Origin of the sequence: Reyranella sp. (genome assembly GCF_044224635.1) — a bacterium.
GTDB lineage: Bacteria > Pseudomonadota > Alphaproteobacteria > Reyranellales > Reyranellaceae > Reyranella.
Map to the genome: position 1 here is coordinate 18,227 of NZ_JBGAKA010000010.1, position 23,114 is coordinate 41,340.

A 23,114-nucleotide genomic window follows, 5' to 3' on the forward strand; every position below is an offset into this window, starting at 1 on the left:
GGTGGCATTGGAGGCGGCGGTGGCGGCGGTGGCGAAGCGGCAACCGGCTGTGGCGGCGGGGGTTGCGGCGAGGAGCATCCCGCGACCAGCGCCGCCGGAATCACGATGGCAAGCAGCGCGGCATTGCGCAGCCGCCCGAGGCGAGCCACTTTTTCGGCAACGTCGTACATCCGTTTCCTCCGGAGTTGAGGGAGTCGGGCACGCTACAACGCCTGGAAAAAGCCCGGAGAGTGACCGACCCAATATAACGTCGAGGAGGCGTTCTGGTTCCCGGCGGATGGCGCAAATATTGGCGATGCGATCTTCCTGGAAGTCGGTTAAGGAAAATCCTGCTCCTGCAACCGTTTGAAGCAGGTTCGTCATGGAGGCACTGTCGGTGAAACGATGTCGTTCCCCGTCCGCGGCGACATGACGAGAGGCCTTCCGGGACGCATCAGGGCGGGGGCGGCCTCCCTCGGCGCGGTTGCGCTCGTCGCCGCCTGTGCACCTGCCGAACCGACAGTCCGCGCGGCAGACCTGGCGCCGGCAGCTTCCCTGGTGGCGGCCCGGCCCTCGCCGATGGCTGCGTCTGCCGGCACCAGGCTGGACGACCTGATCGCGCGCACGCCCAAGTCGGACGGCGCCGGCGAGCGGCGGAATGTCGACTTGCTGCGACGCTTCTACGCCCGCCATGGCTTTGCGCCGGTCTGGGAGACCCGGCAGGGCCAGGCGAACTCGCTCATGGATGCCGTCTGGCGCGCCAGCGATCATGGCCTCGCCCCGGAGCTGTTTCACAGGGACCTGCTGCGGTCGCTGCCGACCATGCCGACACCTGAGCGGGACATGCTGCTGTCGAGTGTCTTCCTGTCCTATGCCGACGCGCTGGCGCGCGGCGCCATGCCGGTCGAGCGCCGACGCGATGACGAAACCTTGACGCCCGAGCCGATCGACGTCACCGCCGCGCTCGACGCCGCCCTCGCCAGCCCCGATCCCGCGTCGGCGCTCGAAGCGCTGGCGCCGACGACGCCGACCTACCGGCTGCTGCGCCAGGCCTTGAAAGATCTTGGCGCGGACACCGCGGCGCGTGGCGGGACCGCGCCGACCCGCTTGCGCGAGATCAAGGTGAACCTCGAACGCGAGCGCTGGCTGCCGCGGCGGCTGCCGGCGGACCGCGTCTGGGTCAACGTGGCCGACGGGCGGCTGGTGCTGTATCGCGACGGTCGGCCGGTCTTCTCGACGCGGGTCATCGTCGGCCAGAACGACCGGCGCAACCAGAGCCCGGAGCTGCAGGCCTCGATCGATGGATTGTGGTTCAATCCCCCGTGGAACGTCCCGAAGGACATCGCCACCGAAGAGATCCTGCCGAAGGCCCGTCGCGACCCGGGTTACTTGGCGCGGCACAACATGGTCATGCTGCCGGATGGCGGGCTGCAGCAGCAGGGCGGCAACTCGGCGCTCGGCCAGCTGATGTTTCACATGCACAACCGGTTCGACGTCTACCTGCATGATACTCCGTCCAAGAACCTGTTCAGCCGCGACGATCGGCGCATCAGCCATGGATGCATCAGGGTAGAGGATCCCCGGAAGCTGGCCGCGCTGCTGATGCAGCAGCCGATCGAGGCGATCGATCAGGCGATCGCGACCGGCAACACCACCTGGAGCGTTCTGCCCAAGCCCGTGCCGGTGTTCGTGGTCTATGAGACGGCGTTCGCGGATGACGATGGCAGGGTGCAGTTTCGCGCCGATATCTACGGACGCGACGCCGAAATTTGGCAGCACCTGGATCCGCAGCACCTGGATCCAAAGGGACGAGCGGTGGCGGAACGCGAGGTGCGCGAGCCGCGCGGGCGTTGACATCACATTTCTGGTCGTCCTGAGCGTAGCGAAGGACCTCATCGCCAGAAGTATCAAAGCATGCTTGTGGCAAATGGCGATGAGATCCTTCGCTGCGCTCAGGACGACAGAAAGGCGGCTGCGCGGCCGTTCCTCGGGAGGCGAGAGTTCGCTTGAAGCAATCCTGCCCCAGGCGCCGCTACTCCGGCGCGACGCGGCTCCCGTAGTGACGCGTCTGTTGGTTCTCGCCGTGCGCCGCCAGGAGCTCGAGCAGCATGCGCCGCATCACGAGGCCTGGCTGGTCGGATGGCATGTGGCGTTCGATGCCCGAGTTCATGTCGAGCGGCACGTCGAAATCGGTGCTTTCGAGCACGTCGCGATCCTCCTCGGTCACGCGGCGGTCGAAGGCGATGATGTCGCTGGCCGGCGCCTCCGCCTCGCTGTCGCTGCGGAAGCAGAACTGCACGATTTGGGAGCGCTCGTCGTCGAGCGGGGTGGCGGCGGTGACGATGATGTGGTCGAGGCCGTTGGGATAACGAATATGCAGGCGGCGCAGGAACGGCATGTACCAATGTGCCGTTATATGGCGCATCGTGAAGGCGCTGTCGTCGCGCAGGTTTTTCTTCTGGAGTTCGTTGTTGTAGACCGGCACGTCGGAGCGGGCGACGAAGCCATACGTCAGGCGCTCGGATACCAGAACCGGCGCAGAACCGCTTGTTGCGTGGCCAGCATGGTCAGTTCTCCCGACGCATGGCGCTTTCGTGCCAGCGACGCAGCAACAGATGAGAGATCAGGCTCAGCACCAGAAAGATCGCGATGCCGCTCATCGACACCATGACGAGGGCGGCGAACATGCGCGGAATCTTGAGCTGGTAGCTTGCTTCGAGGATGCGGAAAGCGAGGCCCGACGCAGTGCCTCCTGAGCCGGCGACGAACTCGGCGACGACGGCGCCGATCAGCGCCAGCCCGCCTGAGATGCGCAAGCCACCGAGGAAATAGGGTAGCGCTGCCGGCAGGCGGAGATAGATCAGGGTCTGCCAGCGGCTCGCGCCGTAAAGCTGGAACAGGTTGACCAGATTGTGGTCGGCCGAGTTGAGGCCAAGGATCGTGTTGGACAGGATCGGGAAGAACGCCACGATCCAGGCGCAGATCAGCAGCGACAGCAGCGTGTCGTTGACCCAGATGATGATCAGCGGCGCGATCGCCACGATCGGCGTCACCTGCAGGATGATGGCGTAGGGGAACAGCGACAGTTCCAGCCATTTCGACTGGGTGAACAGGATCGACAGCAGCCCGCCCACGACCACCGCGGCGAGCAGGGCGAGGCCGGTGATCTGCAGCGTGATCCACAGCGAGCCCGACAAGGTGCCCCAGTCGGTGATCAGGGTGCGGAAGATCAGCAGCGGGCCGGGCAGGATGTAATGCGGGATGCCGGCCTGGCGGACGATGAGCTCCCACAGGCCGAGCACGATCACGCCGATCACGAGCGGCGCCAGGATCTTCTGCCAGCTCTCGACGGTGAGCCCGAGCCAGCGCTTCTCGACCACGGCGACCGGGCGCGCCGCCTCGTCCGTGCCGTTGGCGGCCGGGGCGGCGCGCGCCGGCGAGGGGCGGGCCGCAGAGGGGCGGGCAAAAGTGTCGGTCATGACACGATCGCCTGGGCCAGCCGCGCGGAGACGATCTTGCACGCCTCGGCATACTCGACCGAGGTCCGGAAGGCGGCGTCGCGCGGGAACGGGGCGTCGATGCCCAAGTCGGCGACGATGCGGCCGGGCCGCGCCGCCATGACCACGATGCGCTGCGACAGGTAGACCGATTCGAACACCGAATGGGTGACGAACAAAACCGTGAAGCCCGCCTTGGCCCACAGCGCCAGCAGGTCGTCGTTGAGCTTGTGGCGCGTGATCTCGTCGAGGGCGGCGAACGGCTCGTCGAGCAGCAGGATGCGCGGCTCGGTCACCAGGGCGCGGGCGATCGACACCCGCATCTTCATGCCGCCCGACAGCTCGCGCGGATAGGCGCGCAGGAAGGCGTCGAGCCCGACCGACTGCAGCGCCGCGGCCGCCCGGTCGGCGGCCTCGCGCGACGGCACCTTCTCGAGCCGGAGCGGCAGCATGACGTTCTGCAGCGCCGTCGCCCACGGCATCAGGGTGGGCTCCTGGAAGACGAAGCCGACGTCGCGCACCGGCTGCCCGCGCCCGTCGCGCGGGGCGCCGGGCCAGTCGATCCGCCCCGCGCTCGGCTCGCCGAGGCCCGCGATCATGCGCAGCACCGTCGACTTGCCGCAGCCCGAGGGCCCGAGCAGGCTCGCGAACTCGCCGCGGCGGAGGTCGAGATCGACCCCGGCGACCGCGAGCGTGCCGTTGGAATAGCGCTTGCCGACGCCCCTGAGCTGGACGACAGGCCGGCCGGCGGCGTTGCGCGCGACGTCGGCCGGCGTCGTGAGGGGCGCCGGCGCCGTCACGCCTTGCCCACGCCCTTGTTCACGAAGTCGAGGCTGTAGCCCTTGGCCGGATCGACGCCGGCTGGCAGCACGCCGAGCTCGGCCATCGACTTGTAGAAGCGCTGCCAGCGGGCGTCGGTCACCGCCCCGATGCCCAGGGTGAGCGCGTCGCCGGAGTGGACAATGCCGTTCTCGTTCATGACCTTGATCGCATAGGCGATCTTATCATCGGTCATGTCCGGGTTGTCCTTCCTGATCTGCGCGTTGGCCGTCTCGATCCCGGGCCCGCCCTCGAGGTACTCGGCCCAGCCTTCCAGGGTCGCGGTGACGAAGCGCTGCACCAGGTCCTTCTTCTCGGTCACCAGCTTGCGCGAGGCCGCCAGCGTGGTGTTGTCGTTGTCGAAGCTGTCGTTGCCCGACTCCATGCTCGGCCTGGACGCGCCAGTTCGTCTGGTAGCTCACCTTGTCGAGCACCTGGGCGCTGGCGCTGCGACCGGGCAGCCTGACGAGGACCGAGCCGGCCGCCGCGGCGCCGGCGAGGCCCAGGCTGGCGCGGCGGGACAGGCGATAGCGGGCGTTCGGCATGGTTTCCCCCTGGGTGGCTGGAGGGAGAGGCAGCAATTGCTAGGCCACCCGATCCCGGGCGGGATCGAGGGCGCCGCCCGCTGCCGACGCGAAAGAATCACCCTGCATTTTTGCGTTCGGTGCGTTCGGTGCGTTCGGAGCCTTTTGAATCAAGGGGTTAGCCGACCGCAAAACACCGGTCGGTGCGGTCGCTTGCGTTCGGGAACGGTGTCTTGCGGTCGGACGCATGCCGCCGTCGTGCTCGATCATGGTGTCGGCGTGCTTCCGCGGGCAGTCGTGGAGAGTCGGCATCGCGTTGTTGTCCACGCGCGGCACGAGCGCAGGCTTGCGCATATCACATCCTCCTTGATGTTGCGCCTTCACGGACGATAGCCCATCGCCACGCCCACCCACGCTAGGCGGGTTTGTCATGGCGTCAAGAGAGCGCCGCAGCAACGGGCCCTGATCGGGGTCCGGGCCGACTGACTCAGGGCAGACGCTGTGTTCGGCGTCGGCTCGAACCTTCAACTTCGGCCCACGACAAACACGATTGGTAAGGTCGTGAATTCGCCATCTGGCGATCAAGATCAGATACGACGCTTTTCATCCTGAATGGAACTACACCTTCGTCCCACGGCGGCCTCCCAGTGACTCCGCGAAATGAAGCACTTATTTCGTGACAGGCGCTAAGGGACCCAAAGGCTGGTGCTTTCGCTGCCTCGTGGGGCATGCCGGCCTACGGCCGTGACACGTCGCGCTCGATCAGCATGCGGACATAGCGCGTGAACGGTACGCCTTTGCGCAGGGCCTTGCGCTTCACGGCAGCCAGAAGAGACTCCGGGATGCGCATGTTCAGCGTCGCCGCCTTCTTCTCGAACTCGAACTGGACGGGCTTCATCTGCGAGAAATCGTAGTCGGTCAGGTCGGCCTTCTCGACGAATCGCTCGGCCTCCTCGTCACTTCTCAATCTTGGCCATTTCTTTTTCATAGCTCTCGATCTCCTTCCTGTGCATGTAGCGGGCGCTGATCGGCCGGATGTACGTCTTGCCTTCCTTCTCCCGGAAGGTGAAGGCGACGAACACATGCCGACCTGAAGGGGCTTTGCCGGCCGTGCGAAGACGCTTCTCCGCCGGGCTTGGATCGTCGACCACGAAGCGGGCGTGTATGATCACATGCTCGATCTCGCGTTTTTCGACACCGTGCTTTGCACACTAGGGCCAGTTGCCGGCGTCCCAGTCGAAACCTGCTATCGGCACAGGTCTTCTATATACATTTGTACATACAAATGCAATGCCGGCGCTCGGCGCCGGGACCAGAGCGGGCTCATGGCTGGGAGCGCGCCGCTCCTGTGGCGCTCTTCCTGTCGATCATACATCCCATGAGCGCCACGTCGGCGGAGGTTACTCCGCCTTAAGTGGCGCGCTCCCGGCTATGAGACCCGCGTCTCCGCCACGTGGCAGGCAACCTCGCGGTCGTCGATCGTGCGCAACGCCGGCCGCTCGATCCGGCAGCGGTCGGTTGCCAGCGGGCAGCGCGGGTGGAAGGCGCAGCCGGCCGGCGGGTCGAGGGCGCTCGGGATCTCGCCCTGGACCACGGCGCGCTTGCGCGGCGCGCCGGGACGGGTCGCCGGCACGGCGGCGAGCAGCGCCTCGGTGTAGGGATGCAGCGGCTTGCGGTAGATCGTCTTGGTGTCGCCGGTCTCGACGATGCGGCCGAGATACATCACCGCCACGCGGTCGGAGATGTGGCGCACGATCCGCAGATCGTGCGAGACGAAGACGTAGCTGAGGCCGCGCTGGCGCTGCAGGTCGCGCAGCAGGTTCACCACCTGGCCCTGCACCGAGACGTCGAGCGCCGACACCGGCTCGTCGCACACCACCAAGTCGGGATCGAGCGCCAGCGCCCGGGCGATGCCGATGCGCTGGCGCTGGCCGCCGGAGAATTGATGGGCGTAGCGCGCGCCATGCTCCCGTGTGAGCCCGACCATGGCTAAAAGCTCGGGCGCGCGCTCGCGGCATTCCTGGCGCGACCTGCCGGCAAGGCGCAGCGGCTCGGTGACGATCTCGTCGACCCGCATGCGCGGATTGAGCGAGCCGTAGGGGTCCTGGAAGATCATCTGGAAGCGTCGGCGCAGCGCCTGCAGGGCGGGACCATCGGCGGCCATCAGGTCGCCGCCGTCGAAATGGATCGAGCCCGCGGTCGGGTCGAGCAGGCGGATGAGCAGGCGGCCCAGGGTCGACTTGCCGCAACCGCTCTCGCCCACCAGGCCGAGCACCTCGCCGCGCGCCACGGTGAGATCGACGCCGTCGACGGCGCGCACCGAGCCGACCTCCGAGATGCCGAGCGGCCCGCCCAGCACGGGAAAGTGCTTGGCGAGGCCTTCGGCCCGCAGCAGCGGCGGGCTCATGCGCCGTTGCCGATCGATGGGCCGATCGATGGGCCGATGCCCGGCCCGATGAGGGGCCCGATCGGCCGGACACAGGCTGCCTCGTGGCGGGTGCCGATGCTGGCGAGCGCCGGCTCCGCGGCACGACAGGCGGGTGCGGCGCGCGGGCAGCGCGGCTCGAAGCGGCAGCCCGATGGCAGAGATCCCGGCGGCGGCACCGTGCCCTCGATCACCGCGAGGCGCTCGTCCTCGTCCTCGCCCGGCACGCAGCGCAGCAGGGCCGCGGTATAGGGATGGGCGGCGGCATCGAACAGGGTCGCCGTGTCGGAGCGTTCGACGACGCGGCCGGCATACATCACCACCACGCGATGGGCGTGCGCGGCGACGACGCCGAGATCGTGGGTGATGAACAGGATGCCCATGCCGAACTCGGCCTGGAGGTCGGCCAGCAGGTCCATGATCTGCGCCTGGATGGTGACGTCGAGCGCCGTCGTCGGCTCGTCGGCGATCAGCAGCGCCGGCCGGCAGGCGAGCGCCGCGGCGATCATCACGCGCTGGCGCATGCCGCCCGACATGCGGTGCGGATAATCGTCGAAGCGGCGCGCCGCCGAGGGGATGCCGACGCGGTCGAGCAGGGCGATCGCCTGGCGGCGCGCCTCGCCGCGCGACAGGCCGCGATGCAGGCGCAACGGCTCGGCGACGTGGCCGCCGACCGAGAGCATCGGGTTCAGCGACGACATCGGCTCCTGGAAGATCATGGCGATGCGATCGCCGCGGATCGCCGACAGGGCGCGATCGTCGAGTTTGGTGAGATCGCGGCCGTCGTAGCGGATGGTGCCACGCGTCACCCGGCCCGGATCCTGCAGGAGCCCCATGATGGCGAGCGCGGTGACGCTCTTGCCGCTGCCGCTCTCGCCGACCAGCGCCACGGTCTCGCCGGCGTCGATCGAAAAGCTCGCCCCGTCGACGACCGTGACCTCCCGGCCCGGCGGGCCAAAGGCGACGGCGACGTCTTCAAGTTCGATGAGAGGCATGCAATCTTCTCAATTGTCCGGTTGACCATACATTCGGACAATATGGTCGGCAATGTTTGCCGTCAGGGTTGGTGCGCAGAGGGAGGTCGAGCAATGTTGGGGCCATTCGGCGAGGAATTTTCCACCTTCGCCATCTCGGCACGCTGTCCGGACACCGGCAAGTACGGCGTCGCCATCTCGACCCGGCCGCTCGCGGTCGGCTCGCGCTGCCCGTTCATCAAGCCGGGGCTGGGCGTCGTCGTCACCATGGCGGTGACCGATCCGCGCCTCGGGCCGCTCGGCCTGCGCCTGCTCGGCCTTGGATATTCGGCGAGCCGCGTGCTCGACGAGATCGCGGCCAGCGACCCGCACATCGAGTTCCGCCAGATCTCGGTGATCGATCGCGACGGCAACGCGGTGGCGCGCACGGGCAGCGACAACAAGGATTGGTCGGGCCATTTCTGCGAGCCCGACATGGTGGCGATGGGCAACGGCCTGATCTCCGAGCGCACCGCCTCGGCGATGGCCGAGACTTTCCGGAAGATGAAGGGCGACGATCTCGAGGCGCGGCTGATGTCGGCGCTCGAGGCCGGGCGCGACGCCGGCGGCCAGCATGGCGGGCAGCATTCGTCGGCGCTGGTCGTCTATCGCAACCAGGAATATCCGCTGGTCGATCTGCGCGTCGACGAGCACGAGGAGCCGATCGCCGAGCTGCGCCGCATCTTCGACATCTACCGCCCGCAGATCGAATACTACGAGACGCGCCCGTGGCAGCCCGACGCGCTGGGCGTCGTCGAGGACTGGGTCATCGCGCGCGAGAAGAGCCGCGAGAAAAGCAAAGGGAAGAAGTCGTGACTTTCACCGTTGTCGGGCGCTGCCCCAGGACCAAGATGCTGGGCGTCGCGATGGCGACGCACGCGCCGGCCGTCGGCAACCGCTGCCCGGTGGTGATCCCGCGCATGGCCGCGGCATCGGTGCAATCGATCGCCGATCCGCGGCTCACCCTGCTGTGCACGAAGCTGATGGGGCTGGGCTATCACGCCGGCAAGATCATCCATGAGCTGGAAAGCAGCGATCCCAATGCGCCGCTGCGCCAGATCGGCGTCGTCGATGCGTGGGGCAATGCCGCCGCCATGACCGGCTCGGAGAACGGCGCCTATGCCGGCCACATCATCGGCGACGGCTGGCTGGTGATGGGCAACGGCATCGTCGGGCCGCAGGTGACCGAAGGCATGGCGGCCTCGATGCGCGCCAGTGGCGATGAGGTCTTCGAGGAGCGGCTGGTGCGCGCCGTCGAGGCGGGCGGCCGCGCCGGCGGGCAGGCCGACGGCCATTTCTCGTCCTCGCTCCTGGTGTTCGGCGACGAGCCCTTCGCCTACATCGACCTGCGCGTCGACGTGCACGAGGAGCCGATCGGCGAGCTGCGCCGCATCTTCGAATGGTTCCGCCCGCTGCTGCCTTACTACAGCGAGCGCCCCTACAATCCACGCCTGCCGCGCGACGATCGCTGGCGCGAGGCGCAGAAGCGGTGATGCGGCGCGCATTTTGCGTCTTCCTTCATCTTCCTCCCCAGCTCCGCTGGGGAGGTGTCAGCGTCTTACGCTGACGGAGGGGTTATGAGCGTCAGTGGTGGTGCTCATGACCCCTCCGTCGCCGAAGACGGCGACACCTCCCCAGCTTCGCTAGGGAGGACGATGATGCGGCGCGGGCGTCTTGCATTCTCCTCCCCAGCGGAGCTGGGGAGGAGCATGACGTGGTGCGGAAGAGTCTGAGCAGAGGAGGGGTGGCATGAAGCGATTCTGGGGTGCGATCGGGATGGCGGCGTTGGCCGTCTGGGCAACAATCGGCGCGAGCCTGGCGCAGACTCCCAAGGATACGCTGGTGATCGGCGCGGCTGTGTTCTCCGATTCGATCAGCCCGGCGGCGGGCGGCTACCTCACGTTGAGCTTCGTCTACCAGACCTGGGAGCCGCTGGTGGCGCGCGATGGTGACGACAAGCTGGTGCCAGCCCTGGCCGAGCGTTGGGAAGCGGTCGAGCCGACAAAGTGGCGCTTCCATCTGCGGCGCGGCGTCAAATGGCACGACGGCACGCCGTTCACCGCGGCCGACGTCAAGTTCACCATCGACTACGTGACCAATCCGCAGACGGTCTATGCGCGCAAGAGCCGGATCGCGGGCGTCGTCGGCACCGACATCGTCGACGACCACACGGTGGAGATTCGCACGGCGACGCCGTCGGCCCTGCTGGTGCGCGGGCTTGCCGACATCGCGATCGAGCAGAAAGCCACGACCGAGAAGCTCGGCATCAAGGAGGCGCATCGCAAGCCGATCGGCACCGGCCCGTGGAAATACGTCGAATGGATCGCCGGCGACCATTACGACCTCACCGCCAATCCCGATTACTGGGGCGGCCCGCCGGCGATGAAGAACCTGCGCATCCGCTCCCTTCCCGAGGGCGCGACCCGCGTCGCCTCCCTGGTCGCCGGTGAAACCCACATCATCGAGGAAGTGCCGGTCGACCTGCTGCCGTCGATCGAGAAGCGGCGCAACCTCAAGATCGATGCCGTCGAATCGTCGGTCAGCCTGGTGCTGAGCTTCGACGTGCGCAAGCCGCCGTTCAACGACGTGCGCGTGCGCCAGGCGATGGACTACGCCATCGACAAGAAGACCATGCTGCAGCAGATGCTGGGCGGCTACGGCTCGGTGCTCGACGGCCAGCTCGTGACCAAGTCGACCTTCGGCTACAACCCGACCATCAAGGCGCGGCCGTTCGATCGCGCCAAGGCCAAGGCGCTGATGGCCGAGGCGGGCTACGCCAAGGGCTTCGACACCAGGATCAACACCATGTCGGGCCGCTACCTGTCCGACGTCGACATTGCCAATGCCGCGGCCGGCATGATGACGGAAGTGGGCGCGCGCACGACCGTGAACGTTCTCGAGGGCGCCGTGTGGGCCCAGCTCGACCGCGCCCGCGACCAGGGGCCGATCTACCAGGTCGGCTGGTTCAGCGTCGGCGACGCCGATTTCAACACCGTCTGGTACACCGACGACAGCAAGCGCAACTACTGGAGCAACGCCGAGTACAACAAGCTCTGGGAGGAGGCGCGCTCGACGCTCGATGAGGCCGCGCGACTCAAGGCCTACAACCGCATGATGGAGATCATGCACGAGGAGCTGCCGTCGGTCTTCCTGTTCGGGCTGCCGCGCATCTCCGGCCGCTCGGCCAACGTCAGCGGCTGGCAGCCCTCGCGCGATTCGCTGCTGCGCCTGCACAAGGTGAGCGTGAAGTAGGCACTCCTCGCCATGCGCTACCTCCTGCGCCGCCTGCTGCTGGTGCCGGTCCCGCTGATCTTCGTGATCGCCTTCGTGTTCGTCGTGCTGCGGCTGACCGGCGATCCCGTGGCGATCTATCTAGGCCTCGACGCGACCCCGGAGCAGGAGGCGGTGCTGCGCGCCGAGCTGCATCTCGACAAGCCCGTGTTCGTGCAGTTCGGCTACTTCTTGAGCGATCTCGTGCAGGGCGATTTCGGCACCAGCATCCAGTTCAAGCGCGCGGCGATGGACGTGGTGATGGAGCGGCTGGGCGCCACCCTGCAGCTCCTGACGCTCGGTCTGTCGCTCGCCATCCTGCTCGGCATCCCCGCCGGCGTGGCCTGCGCCGTCTACAAGGATAAGCTGCCCGACTTCGTGCTCTCGGTGCTGGCGGTGATCGGCCAGTCGATGCCGAGCTTCTGGCTGGGCATCCTGCTGATCCAGCTGTTCGCGCTCGATCTCGGCTGGCTGCCGACCTCGGGGCGGGGCGGCGTCGAGCACCTTGTGCTGCCGACCGTCACCCTGGCGACCTTCCTGATCCCCAATTTCATCCTGGTCACGCGGGTGAGCGTGCTCGAGACCATGCGCGAGCAGTTCGTCGTCACGGCGCGGGCACGCGGCGCCGGCGCGGCGCGCGCGCTGTGGCGCCACGTCCTTCCCAACGCCATCAACCCCGTGGTGAGCCTGATCGGCCTGCAACTCGGCCGCCTGATGGGCGGCGCGGTGATCACCGAGACGATCTTCGCCTGGCCGGGCGTCGGCCGCCTGATGGTGAGCGCGATCTTCCAGCGCGACGTGCCGATCGTCATCGCCTCGGTGTTCATCGTCGCCATCACCATCATCCTGGCCAATCTCCTGGTCGACCTCGTGCAGGCGGCGATCGATCCGCGCATCCGGCTGAGGTGAGCGCGGTGAGGTGGTTCGGTCCCCGCCTGAAGATCCAGATCGGCGCCGCGCTGGTGCTCGGCATGTGCCTGATCGCGATTTTCGCCAGCGTGCTCGCGCCGCACGATCCCTATACCCAGAACCTGATGCTGCGTCTGCGCCCGCCGGTATGGGCCGACCGCGGCAGCTGGGTCCATCCGCTGGGCACCGATAATCTTGGCCGCGATCTGCTGTCGCGCCTGATCTATGGCTCGCGGCTGTCGATCGTCGTCGGGCTTCTGGCGATGGTCGTGGCGCTCTCGATCGGCACCTCCCTCGGCCTGCTGGCCGGCTATCTCGGCGGGCGCACCGAGCAGGCGATCATGCGCTTCGCCGACGCCTACCAGGCGATCCCCGAGATCCTGCTGGCGATCGTCGTCGTCGCCGTGTTCGGCGGCGGCGTCACCGTGCTGGTCCTGGTGCTGGGCTTCGCCGGCTGGGAGACCTACACTCGCGTCGCCTTCAACCTGACGCGTTCGTTGCGCGAGCGGCCGTTCGTCGAGGCAGCGATCGCCTCGGGCGGGCGCGGGCGCTATGTGATGTGGCGCCACATCCTGCCGCAGATGTCGCCAGTGCTGACCGTGATCGCCACCCTGCAGGTCGGCCAGCTCATCCTGCAGGAGACGGCGCTGAGCTTCCTCGGCCTCGGCCTGCCGCCGCCGACCGCGACGTGGGGCAACATCCTGGCCGAAGGACGCGACCGGCTGCTGGTGGCGCCGTGGATCGCCAACCTCGCCGGCTGCGCCATCGTGCTGCTGGTGCTGGGCGTGAACCTTCTCGGCAACGGACTGCGCGAAACCCTCGACCCACGTCGGGCAGACAGGCGGTGATCAGATGAGACGCGACCCCATTCCGGCCTACTACCGGATCTACCAGGTGCTGCGCGAGCGCATTACCGCCGGCACCTACAAGGTCGGCACGCAACTGCCGACCGACAACGAGATCATGACCGAGTTCGCGGTCAGCCGGCACACCGCGCGGTCGGCCGTCGAGGAGCTGGTGGGGCGCCACCTGGTGACCCGCTTCCCGGGGCGCGGCTCGTTCGTGCAGGAGGTCGATGCCGCAAAGTCGACCGACTGGAGCGCCCAGGCGCTCGAGGATCTTCAGATCCGCGCCGCCGAGGCCGATTTCAGGCTCGACAAGATCGAGCATGTCGAGGCGTCGGAAGCGTCGCACCCCGCGGCCATGCTGCAGGTGCCGGCGACGGACAAGGTGATGCGCATCGCCTGGAGCCGCGTGCGGGCCGACGGGCCGATCGCCTATTGCGCCGCCCACCTGGCGCAGGACCTGGCGGCCCGTCTTCCGGAGGATCTCGCCGAGCAGCTCAACACCTCGCGCGTCATCCCGCTGATCGAGAAGCATTGCGACGTGCGCGCCTTTCGCGTGCAGCAGGTCTCGCTGGCGATCGCGGCGGACGAGGCATTGGCCCACCGTCTCGACGTGGCGCCGGGCGCACCGCTCCTGCTGCTGCAGCGCACCTACTTCGATATCGAAGGTCGACCGATCTACTACTCCGACCTGTTCGTCCGCTCCGACCGCTACCTGCAGAAGATCGAGCTGTTCCGCCACCGCCAGAACGTCGCCCTGTCGCGCTTCTCCGACGAGGAGGACGAGGCGTGACGGCGAATCGGATTCCTCCCCAGCGTCTTCGCTGGGGAGGTGTCCGCGTAATCGCGGACGGAGGGGTCATGAGCAGCGGGACTGGGGCCTATGACCCCTCCGTCGGCGAAGACGCCGACACCTCCCCAGCGAAGCTGGGGAGGAGATCGTTTGAAATGAGGCACCCATGACCTTCACCATCGTGGCCCGCTGCCCCAGGTCCGGGCAGGTCGGCATCGGCATCGCGACCTACTCGATCTGCGTCGGCCTCTATTGCAATGGCCTGCGCGGCAATGTCGGCGCGACCATGACCCAGGCCTTCGTCAACCAGGGCAACAACACCCTGGCGCTGCGGCTGCTGGCCGAAGGTTTCACGCCGGCCCATGTGCTCGACGAGCTGGCAGCCAACGATCCCGACTTCGCCTATCGCCAGATCGCCGTGGTCGATCGCGAGGGCCGCGCAGTGGCGCATAGCGGTTCCAAGACGCGCGGCTATGCCGGGCACGAGGTCGGCGACGGCTATGTCGCCATGGGCAACGTGCTGGCCGGGCATCACGTCGTCGAGGCGATCGCCAAAAGCTACGAGGCGACGGCTGGCGACTCGTTCGAGCGCCGGCTGCTCGCCGCCATCGAGGCCGGCCGCGATGCCGGCGGCCAGGTCGGCAACGACGGTCACCTCACCGAGCGTTCGGCGGCGGTGTTCGTGCATGGCGCCCACGACCATGCCGAGCTCGACCTGCGCGTCGACCTGCACGATCACGCCGTCGACGAGCTGCGCCGCGCCTTCGAGGAGTACGACCTTTATCGCGGCTACTATCGCGATCGCGGAAAAAATCCGCGCGAGGCGATTCCCCAGGATGCCTTCGTGGCGCAGCTCGCGGCGAAGGGAGGCGCTCGATGACTTACTCGATCATCGGACGCTGCGCGCGTACTGGCCGGCTAGGCCTCGGCATCACCACCTTCTCGCTGGCCGTCGGCGGGCGCTGCGAGGGCATCGCAGCCAATGTCGGTGTCGCCAAGACGCAGGCCTTCCCCAACCGCACCAACGATCCGCTGGCGATCAAGCTCCTGGCGCAAGGCCTGCTGCCGGCGCGCGTGATGGCGCTGCTCGCGGCCAACGACAGCGAGCACGACTACCGCCAGATCGCCATCATGGACCGCGAAGGCCGCGTCGCCGCCCACACCGGTTCGGGCACGCGCGGCTGGTCGGGCCACAAGGAGGGGGCAGACTGCCTTGCCTTCGGCAACGGCCTGGTCGGACCGCAGGTGCTCGATGGGCTGATCGAGGGCTTCCTCGCCAAGCCGGGCGACGCGCTCGAGTACCGACTGATGCAGGCGATCGAAGGCGGCCGCGACGCCGGCGGGCAGGGCACGGCGACGACGCACAAGCCGGAGCGCTCCGCCGCCGTCAAGGTCGTCGACCGCCTCGACTATCCGGAGATCGACGTGCGCGTCGACGTCCATCCGGTCGCCGTCGCCGAGCTGCGCCGCGTGCTCGAGGAATTCAAGCTCTACGAGGATTTCTACCGCGAGCGCGGCCGCCATCCGAGCCGCGCCATCCCGCAGGACGTCTTCGTCGCCAGCCTGCAGGCGAGGCGCACGTGATTCCTCTCATGATTCCTCCCCAGCTTCGCCGGGGAGGTGTCCGCGTCTTCGCGGACGGAGGGGTCATGGGCATCGCGACTGTGGCTCATGACCCCTCCGTCGCCGAAGACGGCGACACCTCCCCAGCGAAGCTGGGGAGGAGGAGAAAGAAGCTGGGGAGGAGAAGAAAGAAATGAGGCACCCATGACATACACCATCCTCGGCCGCTGCCAGCGCACGGGGCGCCTGGGCATCGGCATCGCGACCTTCTCGATCACCGTCGGCCTCTACTGCAACGGCGTGGCGGCCAATACCGGCGTCACGATCAGCCAGGCGTTCGTCAATCAGCGCAACAACCGGTTGGCGCTGCGTCTGCTGAAGCAGGGTTTTACGGCTGGTTCGGTCCTGGCGCAGCTCGTCGCCAACGACCCTGACGAGGAATACCGCCAGATCGGCGTCATCGATCGCACTGGCAACGCCGTGGCCCACACCGGGCCGCGCACGCGCGGCTGGTCGGGCCACGTGACGGGCGACAATTACGTCGCCTTCGGCAACGGGCTGGTCGGGCCGAAGGTCGCCGACGCCATTGCCGCCGGTTTCCTCGCCGAGCCGGAGTCCGATCTCGAGCATCGCCTGCTGATGGGCATCGAGGCCGGCCGTGATGCCGGCGGGCAGGGCACCGTCGACCGCCACAAGCCCGAGCGCTCGGCGGCGCTGATCGTCTATTCGCAGCATGACTATGCCGACATCGACCTGCGCGTCGATCTGCATGCCACGGCCATCGAGGAGCTGCGCCGTGTCTGGCTCGAATACAAGAAGTACGAGGCCTACTACCACGATCGTGGCCGCAACCCGCGCGGCGCCATCGGCCAGGAAGCCTTCATGGCCAAGCTTGCCGCGGCGGAGGCGTGACATGACCTACTCGATCATCGCGCGTTGCCCCAAAACCGGTCGTCTCGGCCTCGGCATCACCACCTTCTCGATCGCCGCGGGCGGCCGCTGCGAGGGCATCCTGGCCGGCGTCGGCATCTGCAAGACGCAGGCCTATGTCAATCGCGGCAACGATCCGCTGGCGATCGACCTTTTAGCGCAGGGCTTCACGCCGGCGCATGTCATGAGCCGGCTCGCCGCCAACGATCCGGACCACGCGTATCGCCAGATCGCCATCATGGACCGCGACGGCAACGGCGTCGGCCATACCGGCTCGGGCACCCGTCCCTGGTCGGGCCATAAGATCGGCCCGGGCTATGTCGCCTTCGGCAACGTGCTGGCCGGGCCGCAGGTCGTCGACGCGATCGTTGCCGGTTTCCTCGCCGATCCCGAGGCGCCGCTCGAGTTCCGGCTGCTCAGTGCGCTCGAAGGCGGCCGAAATGCCGGCGGCCAGGTCGGCGCGGAGGGCCATCTGACGGAGCGCTCGGCGGCGATCCGCGTCGTCGCCGATCCCGACTATCCCGACATCGACGTGCGGGTCGATCTGCACGACGACGCGGTTGTCGAGCTGCGCCGCGTGCTCGAGGAGTTCAAGCGCTACGAGGTCTTCTATCGCGAGCGCGGGCGCAAGCCGCGCGAGGCGATCACCCAGGACGAGTTCGTCGCCCGCCTGGAACGCGGAGCCTGAACATGTCCAAGCGTCCCTTCCATCTGGCGTGGTTCCTCTCGCAAGGCTACGGGCCCAAGACCTGGCGCGGCCTGTGGCCGGGCAGCGACGTGTCGCGCTGGATGATGCCCGACCTGTTCGTCGATCTCGCCAAAGGCATGGACCGGGCGTGCTTCGACTATCTGATCATCGAGGATTCGTCGAACCTGCCCTACACCTACCAGGGCTCGCACGACACCTACCTCAAGTACGCCGCCAGCACGCCCAAGCTCGATCCGGCCGTGCTGGTGCCCTATCTCGCGCAGGCGACGACCCATCTCGGCCTGGTGCCGACGCTGTCGGTCAGCGAGTACCCACCCTACCTGCTGGCCCGGCTGGTCAACACGCTCGACCATGTGACCGAAGGCCGGATCGGCTGGAACTGCGTCACCGGCAGCAACGATGGCGGGGCACAGAACTACGGTCACGAGAAGCACAGGCCGCACGACGAACGCTACGATGTCGCCGACGAGTTCGCCGACCTCGTCACCAAGCTATGGGAGGCGTGGGAGCCCGATGCCGTCGTGCTCGACCGCGAGAACCACATCTTCGCCGACGGCAGCAAGGTCCACGCGGTCAACCACGAGGGCAGGTACTTCAAGTGCCGCGGCCCGATCAACGCGCCGCGCTCGCCGCAGGGCCGCGTGCCGATCTGCCAGGCCGGCGGCTCGCCGCGCGGCCAGGCCTTTGCTTCGCGCTGGGCCGACACGATCATCACCAACGCGCCGACCGTCGAGGCGATGAAGGCCTATCGCGAGGACGTCCGCGGCCGGGCAAAGGCGCTGGGCCGCAATCCGGACGAGATCAAGGTGCTGTTCCTCGCCTATCCGATCGTCGACGTCTCGATGGAGGCAGCGCGCGAGCGCCGGCTGATCGAGCAGGCCGATGCGGCCAAGCATATCGACATGCAGTTCTCGAGCATGTCGCGCATCACCGGCATCGACTTCTCGAAGTTCGATCCCGACCAGCCGCTGCCGCCCGAGCTCACCACCAACGGCCACCAATCCTCGCTTGCCAAATGGATCGGCAAGACGCCGCGCTCCCTGGCCATGAGCCTCGCGACCAAGCAGGGCATCGACTACACCGGCACCATCGATCACGTCGCCGGCCTGATGCAGGAGATCATGGAGGAGGTGGGCGGCGACGGCTTCCTGCTGTTCAACGGCCTGTTCGACCGCCGCTACATCATGGAAGTGTGCGACGGCCTGGTGCCCGAGCTGCAGCGCCGCGGCCTCACCCGCAAGGCCTACGCCCACAAGCACCTCAAGGACAATCTGATGGAGTTTTGACGCCCCTCGTGGCCGGGAGCGCGCCACTCCTGTGGCGCTCTTCATTGTCCTCCCCAGCTTCGCTGGGGAGGTGTCGGCGTCTTCGCCGACGGAGGGGTCATAGGCCCCCTCACGCGACTCATGACCCCTCCGTCCGCGATTACGCGGACACCTCCCCAACTTCGTTGGGGAGGAAAGTGAGAAGACGCACCACTGGAGTCGCGCACCCCCAGCGAAGAGTCAGGGCGCGACGACACCCTTGCGCAGGATGAGGTTGCCGTAGAAGCGGCGTTCGCCGGTCGCCACGACAGCGAAGGCGGCACGGGCGCGCTCGTAGAAGGCGTGGCGTTCGATCAGCGTGAGTTGGGCCGCGGGTTGCGCATGGCGCAATAGCAGGCGTTCCATGTCGAGATGGACCGGCTCGCGTCGCGCGGCATCGCCGACCACCTCCATGCCGACTGCCGGCTCGGGCTCCATCTGGTCGATCGGCAGGACGCTCAACACGGCGGCGAGGAGGCTCGGCAGATCGGACCCATCGGCGCGGATCAGGCGTCGCGCGACCGATTCAGCGGGGAAGTTGGCGTCGGCCAGGACGATCGTGTCGCCGTGACCCATGGCGCGCAAAGCCTGCAGCAGATCGGGTCCGAGCAAGGGGTCGAGGCCGATCAGCATCATCGTTCTCCAAGCTTGAGCATGTAGGCGGCGATGGCGTTGGCGCCGCGCGCCTTGTCGAGGGTCGATGGTCCGTGCGCCGCCAGGCATGTCTGCGCGGCCGTCTTGATGCGCGTGTAGTCGCCGGCCAGCAGACAGACCGGCCAGTCCGATCCGAAGATCAGGCGGTCCTCGCCGAAGCAGCGCCAGGCGTGGTCGATCGACGGACGCAGGCGGTCGGCGTCCCAGTCGTGCCAGCTTGCCTCGGTCGCGAGGCCGGAGATCTTGCACCAGACATTGGCGCAACCGGCGAGCGTCGCCAGCCGATCCGCCCAGGTCTGGTCGAAGCCGGTCGCGATCGGCGGCTTGGCGGCATGGTCGAGCACGAAGCGGCCGGCCGGGAAGTCGCGGGCGACGGCCGTGGCAGCCGGCAGCTCGCGGCTGCGGACCAGCAGGTCGTAGGTCAGGCGGCGCTCGAACACCGCGGCGAGGCCGCGCCGCACGGCGGGGCGGATGAGCCAGTCGGGATCGGCTTCGTCATGGACCTGATGGCGAATGCCGACGAGCTTGCCGCCGTCCGGTCGCTGCAGGAGGCGATCGAGACACGCGCCGACCTCAGGGTGCTCGAGGTCGACCCAGCCGACGACGCCCGCGACGACGTCCGTCGCGGCGGCGGTCGCGAGGAAATATTCGGTCTCGGTTTCGTCCGAGCGGCACTGCACGACGATGCTGGCGTCGATGCCATTTTCCGCCAGCACCGGCGCGAGATCGGCCGGTCCGAAGGGCCGGCGGATCGGCGCCATCTCCGCGCCGGCCATCCACGGATAGTCGGCGTTGCCGGGATCCCAGAAATGATGGTGCGCATCGATGACGGGCAGGCTCAAACCGGGTCTCCCGGCAGCGGCGCCTTCGCATCGATGAGGCTCTCCCGTCTGATCTGCTGCCACACCGCGGCGGGAACCGCCTGGCGTGCGACGCCGAGATTCTGCTCGATCTCGCCGGCGGTGCGCGCGCCCAGCACGATGCCGCTCACGGCAGGATGGGCCAGCGCGAACTGGATGGCGGCCGACTTGAGATCGGCGCGGTGCGCGCGGCAGATCGCATCGAGGCGCTGGGCGCGGGCGATCAGTGCAGCATCGGCCTCGCGGTAGTCGAAGGTCGCGCCGGGATGCGGCGCGGCGAGGATGCCGCTGTTGAACACGCCACCCAGCACCACGCCAATGCCCTTGGCGCCGCAGATGTCGAACAGGCCGTGGAGCGCGCCCTGGTCGAGCAGCGAGTAGCGGCCGGCCAGCAGGAAGCAATCGAACGGCGCTTCCTGGGCGAAGCGCGCCAGCATCTCGTGCTGGTTCATGCCGGCGCCGATGGCGCGCACCGAGCCGTCGCTGCGCAGGCGGTCGAGGGCGCGGAAGGCGCCGTCGATCGCCTCGTCGTGGTGATTGTCGGGATCGTGGATGTAGAGGATGTCGATGCGGTCGAGGCCGAGCCGGCCCAGGCTCTCGTCGACCGACCGCATCACGCCGTCGTAGCTGTAGTCGAACACCGGGCGTTCTTCCGGCGTGTCCTTGTAGAGCCGGTCCTCTCGCGGCGGCCGGTCGCGCCGCCGCAGCAGCCGGCCGACCTTGCTCGACAGCACGAACGAGTCACGTGGCTTGTCGCGCAGCACGGCACCCATGCGCCGCTCGGCGCTGCCGAAGCCGTAGAGCGGCGCGGTGTCGAAGTAGCGCACGCCCAAGTCCCAGGCGCGCGCGATGGTCGCCTCGGCATCGGCCTCGCTGACCGGCGTGAACAACCCGCCGAGCGGCGCCGAGCCGAGCCCGATCCGCGTGATCTCGACCCCGCTGCGGCCGAGCGGGGCGCGACTCATATTCCTCCCCAGCTTCGCTGGGGAGGTGTCCGCGTCTACAGGCTTTTGGCCGCTCGCGGCCAAAATGCCGACGCAGACGGAGGGGTCAGAGGCCCCAGTCCCGCTGCTCATGACCCCTCCGTCGCGTAAGACGCGACACCTCCCCAGCGGAGCTGGGGAGGAGAAGACAAGGCCCTCATTGCGCCGGCTCGAGACGGGCGACGATGTACTTGAAGTTCGACCACCACCACCACGGGCCCTCGTAGTAGTTCTTGGCGTCGGGATAGTTCTTCCAGTAGGTCGTGTTGACCGGCACGAACTTCGAGGTGCCGAACATCGGGATCAGCGGCATGCCCTTGACCAGCTCCTGCAGGAGCGCGGTGCCGTACTCGACGTTCTTCGGGTCGTCGACCTTGAGCTTGGCCATCTGGTCGATGATCTTGCTGACCTCGGGGTTCTTGTAGCGCTCGCGGTTGAACGAGGCCGGCTGGCCGTTCGGGCTGACGTATTTCTCGTGCCACCATTCCAGGCGCACCCAGACGTCGGGGCCGATGGCGCAGTTCTGGTTCCAGTACGAGCCGGCCTGGAAGTTGCCGGTGGCGTACTCGGTGGCGAACACGCCGCCCTGCTGCTGCTGCACGTTGACGTCGATGCCGAACTTCTTCCATTCGTTGGCGACGGCGAACGCCAGCCGCTGCGATTCGATCTCGAAATCGGCCGGCGCGTTGATCGTCATCTTCCACGGCGTGCCGTCGGGCAGCATCCAGGCGTTGCCGTTTTTCTTGAAGCCGGCCTCCTGCAGCAGTTGCGCCGCCTTGGCTGGATCGTGCTTCCACCAGCCGACGCCCAAAAGCTTGCGCAGGCCGGCCTCGTCCTTGGGCAGGCCGTCGATGCGCTCGGCCGCCAGCCGCTTGCCCATGCGGACGGCGAACTCCGAGTCGAACGGCTTGTAGCCGTCGGGCAGAGCGAAGGCCTTCAGCCAGTCGGTCATCGGCTCGTGATAGGACTTCATCAGGATCGAGATCGGCGGCACGTGGATCGGCGAGGCGCGCAGCATGCCGGAGAAGGTGGCGATGCTGACATCGTCGATCTTGGTGGCGAGCGCCAGCGCCCAGCGCACCTGCCACTTGTCGTAGGGCGGCGTCGTGGTGTTGAACGAGATGCCGCGCTCGCACGGATCGTCGAGGTTGGCCCACGGGAAGGCGTCGTACCACGCCTTCACCTTGTTGTTGCGCAGGCGCAGGATCTCGAGGCCCTCCGGGCTGATGTCGGTGAGAATATCGAGATCGTTCTGCGCCATGGCGATGATGCGCTTCTCCTCCGGCCCATAGGAGCGGAACAGCACGTATTTCGGCTTGGGCTCGCCGATGATCTGGCCGACGTCGGTGCGCTGCCAGTCGTCGCGCTTCTCCCACAGGAACCAGTAGCCGTTGGGATCGGTGTCCTTCAGCTTGTAGGGGCCGATCGTCACCGGCGGATAGTTCTCGAAGGTCAGCGGATCGACCTTCTCCCAGATGTGCTTGGGGACCACGCGGAAGGCGTTGCCGAAGATCACCGCGCCGAACGAGTAGGTGATCTTGGGCAGCGGGTTGACCGTGTCGATCTCGACCGTCTCGTCGTCGACCGCGCGGATGTCCTTGATGTTGGCGGCGATGAATCGGTTGTAGGGCAGCTTCGGGTTGTCGAGCGCCATGCGTGCGGTGAACACCACGTCGGCCGCGCTGAACGGCGCGCCGTCCGACCAGGCCAGCCCCTTGCGCACCTTGAAGCGCCACTTCGTGTAGGTGTCGTCGAGCGCCTCGGGCATGGTCGCGGCGAGCGCCGGGTACTGCGTGCCCTTGACCGTGTCGATGTCCCACAGGTTCGAGTAGGCGAGCTGGTGCAGGCCCTGGACGACGATGTTGCCCTCCAGGTACGGGTTCATGCGGCGCGGATTGCCGACCCGGCCCGACAGGATATCGACCACCAGGGTCTCCTTGCGCGGCGTGCCGATGTCGGTCTGCTGCGCCAAGGCAGCCTCCGCGAAGCCGAGCGCCGACAGCGCGGCGGCGGCGATGAGCAGGCGTAGTCGCATCG

Annotated in this window: 24 protein-coding genes and 1 pseudogene; 12 read left to right on the forward strand and 13 right to left on the reverse strand. The window is 67.6% G+C overall.

Annotated features, from left to right (window positions below):
- Positions 1-408 precede the first annotated feature (408 nt).
- A complete protein-coding gene (locus ACILR9_RS11590; RefSeq protein WP_395710081.1) occupies positions 409-1,833 on the forward strand; it encodes a L,D-transpeptidase family protein in 1,425 nt (474 codons plus the stop codon).
- A 178-nt stretch (positions 1,834-2,011) separates the two neighbouring features.
- Here ACILR9_RS11590 and ACILR9_RS11595 read toward each other — a convergent pair whose 3' ends face one another.
- From ACILR9_RS11595 to ACILR9_RS11635, 9 genes and pseudogenes are all read right to left on the reverse strand, one after another.
- Positions 2,012-2,464, reverse strand: a complete 453-nt coding sequence (locus tag ACILR9_RS11595; protein ID WP_395710082.1) for a hypothetical protein — start codon at positions 2,462-2,464, stop codon at positions 2,012-2,014.
- An 82-nt stretch (positions 2,465-2,546) separates the two neighbouring features.
- Positions 2,547-3,458, reverse strand: a complete 912-nt coding sequence (locus tag ACILR9_RS11600) for an ABC transporter permease (RefSeq protein WP_395710083.1) — start codon at positions 3,456-3,458, stop codon at positions 2,547-2,549.
- A complete protein-coding gene (locus ACILR9_RS11605; RefSeq protein ID WP_395710084.1) occupies positions 3,455-4,276 on the reverse strand; it encodes an ABC transporter ATP-binding protein in 822 nt (273 codons plus the stop codon). The genes ACILR9_RS11600 and ACILR9_RS11605 overlap by 4 nt, the downstream gene beginning before the upstream one ends.
- Positions 4,273-4,680 (reverse strand): hypothetical protein, encoded by a 408-nt coding sequence (locus ACILR9_RS11610; protein WP_395710085.1) that lies wholly within the window; start codon positions 4,678-4,680, stop codon positions 4,273-4,275. The genes ACILR9_RS11605 and ACILR9_RS11610 overlap by 4 nt, the downstream gene beginning before the upstream one ends.
- A 199-nt stretch (positions 4,681-4,879) precedes the next feature.
- A complete protein-coding gene (locus ACILR9_RS11615) occupies positions 4,880-5,173 on the reverse strand; it encodes a hypothetical protein (protein WP_395710086.1) in 294 nt (97 codons plus the stop codon).
- 382 nt (positions 5,174-5,555) lie between these two features.
- Positions 5,556-5,786: a CopG family antitoxin gene (locus ACILR9_RS11620; RefSeq protein WP_395710087.1), complete on the reverse strand. Its 231-nt coding sequence runs from the start codon at positions 5,784-5,786 to the stop codon at positions 5,556-5,558.
- A pseudogene (locus ACILR9_RS11625) lies at positions 5,776-6,018 on the reverse strand (BrnT family toxin); the annotation flags it as partial. The pseudogene ACILR9_RS11625 and the gene ACILR9_RS11620, both read right to left, overlap by 11 nt.
- 230 nt (positions 6,019-6,248) lie before the next feature.
- Entirely contained in the window at positions 6,249-7,226 is a 978-nt protein-coding gene (locus ACILR9_RS11630) for an ABC transporter ATP-binding protein (protein ID WP_395710088.1), read from the reverse strand.
- Positions 7,223-8,239, reverse strand: a complete 1,017-nt coding sequence (locus ACILR9_RS11635) for an ABC transporter ATP-binding protein (RefSeq protein ID WP_395710089.1) — start codon at positions 8,237-8,239, stop codon at positions 7,223-7,225. Before ACILR9_RS11635 ends, ACILR9_RS11630 begins: the two co-directional genes overlap by 4 nt.
- A gap of 93 nt (positions 8,240-8,332) precedes the next feature.
- Here ACILR9_RS11635 and ACILR9_RS11640 point away from each other — a divergent pair, with 93 nt between their 5' ends.
- From ACILR9_RS11640 to ACILR9_RS11690, 11 genes are all read left to right on the forward strand, one after another.
- Positions 8,333-9,073 carry a DUF1028 domain-containing protein gene (locus tag ACILR9_RS11640; protein WP_395710090.1) on the forward strand — a complete coding sequence of 247 codons (741 nt, stop codon included), beginning with the start codon at positions 8,333-8,335 and terminating at the stop codon, positions 9,071-9,073.
- Positions 9,070-9,750, forward strand: a complete 681-nt coding sequence (locus tag ACILR9_RS11645) for a DUF1028 domain-containing protein (RefSeq protein ID WP_395710091.1) — start codon at positions 9,070-9,072, stop codon at positions 9,748-9,750. The genes ACILR9_RS11640 and ACILR9_RS11645 overlap by 4 nt, the downstream gene beginning before the upstream one ends.
- Before the next feature lie 256 nt (positions 9,751-10,006).
- Positions 10,007-11,509 carry an ABC transporter substrate-binding protein gene (locus ACILR9_RS11650; RefSeq protein ID WP_395710092.1) on the forward strand — a complete coding sequence of 501 codons (1,503 nt, stop codon included), beginning with the start codon at positions 10,007-10,009 and terminating at the stop codon, positions 11,507-11,509.
- A gap of 12 nt (positions 11,510-11,521) precedes the next feature.
- Positions 11,522-12,436: an ABC transporter permease gene (locus ACILR9_RS11655; RefSeq protein WP_395710093.1), complete on the forward strand. Its 915-nt coding sequence runs from the start codon at positions 11,522-11,524 to the stop codon at positions 12,434-12,436.
- A 5-nt stretch (positions 12,437-12,441) separates the two neighbouring features.
- A complete protein-coding gene (locus ACILR9_RS11660; protein WP_395710094.1) occupies positions 12,442-13,284 on the forward strand; it encodes an ABC transporter permease in 843 nt (280 codons plus the stop codon).
- A gap of 4 nt (positions 13,285-13,288) precedes the next feature.
- On the forward strand, positions 13,289-14,074 hold the full coding sequence (locus ACILR9_RS11665; RefSeq protein WP_395710095.1) for a GntR family transcriptional regulator: 786 nt from the start codon (positions 13,289-13,291) through the stop codon (positions 14,072-14,074).
- Positions 14,075-14,240: 166 nt separating this feature from the next.
- Positions 14,241-14,954, forward strand: coding sequence for a DUF1028 domain-containing protein (locus ACILR9_RS11670; RefSeq protein WP_395710096.1), 714 nt, complete (start codon positions 14,241-14,243; stop codon positions 14,952-14,954).
- Entirely contained in the window at positions 14,951-15,658 is a 708-nt protein-coding gene (locus ACILR9_RS11675) for a DUF1028 domain-containing protein (RefSeq protein ID WP_395710097.1), read from the forward strand. Before ACILR9_RS11670 ends, ACILR9_RS11675 begins: the two co-directional genes overlap by 4 nt.
- A gap of 183 nt (positions 15,659-15,841) precedes the next feature.
- Complete coding sequence (locus ACILR9_RS11680; RefSeq protein ID WP_395710098.1) at positions 15,842-16,549, forward strand: DUF1028 domain-containing protein; 708 nt, start codon at positions 15,842-15,844, stop codon at positions 16,547-16,549.
- Between the two features lies 1 nt (position 16,550).
- A complete protein-coding gene (locus ACILR9_RS11685; protein WP_395710099.1) occupies positions 16,551-17,255 on the forward strand; it encodes a DUF1028 domain-containing protein in 705 nt (234 codons plus the stop codon).
- A 2-nt stretch (positions 17,256-17,257) separates the two neighbouring features.
- Positions 17,258-18,562, forward strand: coding sequence for an NtaA/DmoA family FMN-dependent monooxygenase (locus tag ACILR9_RS11690; protein WP_395710100.1), 1,305 nt, complete (start codon positions 17,258-17,260; stop codon positions 18,560-18,562).
- Positions 18,563-18,781: 219 nt separating this feature from the next.
- Here ACILR9_RS11690 and ACILR9_RS11695 read toward each other — a convergent pair whose 3' ends face one another.
- The 4 genes from ACILR9_RS11695 to ACILR9_RS11710 all read right to left on the reverse strand — a co-directional run bounded on the left by ACILR9_RS11695 (position 18,782) and on the right by ACILR9_RS11710 (position 23,112).
- A complete protein-coding gene (locus ACILR9_RS11695; protein WP_395710101.1) occupies positions 18,782-19,213 on the reverse strand; it encodes an RbsD/FucU family protein in 432 nt (143 codons plus the stop codon).
- Positions 19,213-20,076, reverse strand: a complete 864-nt coding sequence (locus ACILR9_RS11700; protein ID WP_395710102.1) for an amidohydrolase family protein — start codon at positions 20,074-20,076, stop codon at positions 19,213-19,215. Before ACILR9_RS11700 ends, ACILR9_RS11695 begins: the two co-directional genes overlap by 1 nt.
- Positions 20,073-21,059: an aldo/keto reductase gene (locus ACILR9_RS11705; RefSeq protein WP_395710103.1), complete on the reverse strand. Its 987-nt coding sequence runs from the start codon at positions 21,057-21,059 to the stop codon at positions 20,073-20,075. The genes ACILR9_RS11700 and ACILR9_RS11705 overlap by 4 nt, the downstream gene beginning before the upstream one ends.
- Positions 21,060-21,234: 175 nt before the next feature.
- The gene (locus ACILR9_RS11710; RefSeq protein WP_395710104.1) at positions 21,235-23,112 is read right to left on the reverse strand and encodes an ABC transporter substrate-binding protein; all 1,878 of its coding nucleotides are present in this window, start codon (positions 23,110-23,112) and stop codon (positions 21,235-21,237) included.
- Between the last annotated feature and the right edge of the window lie 2 nt (positions 23,113-23,114).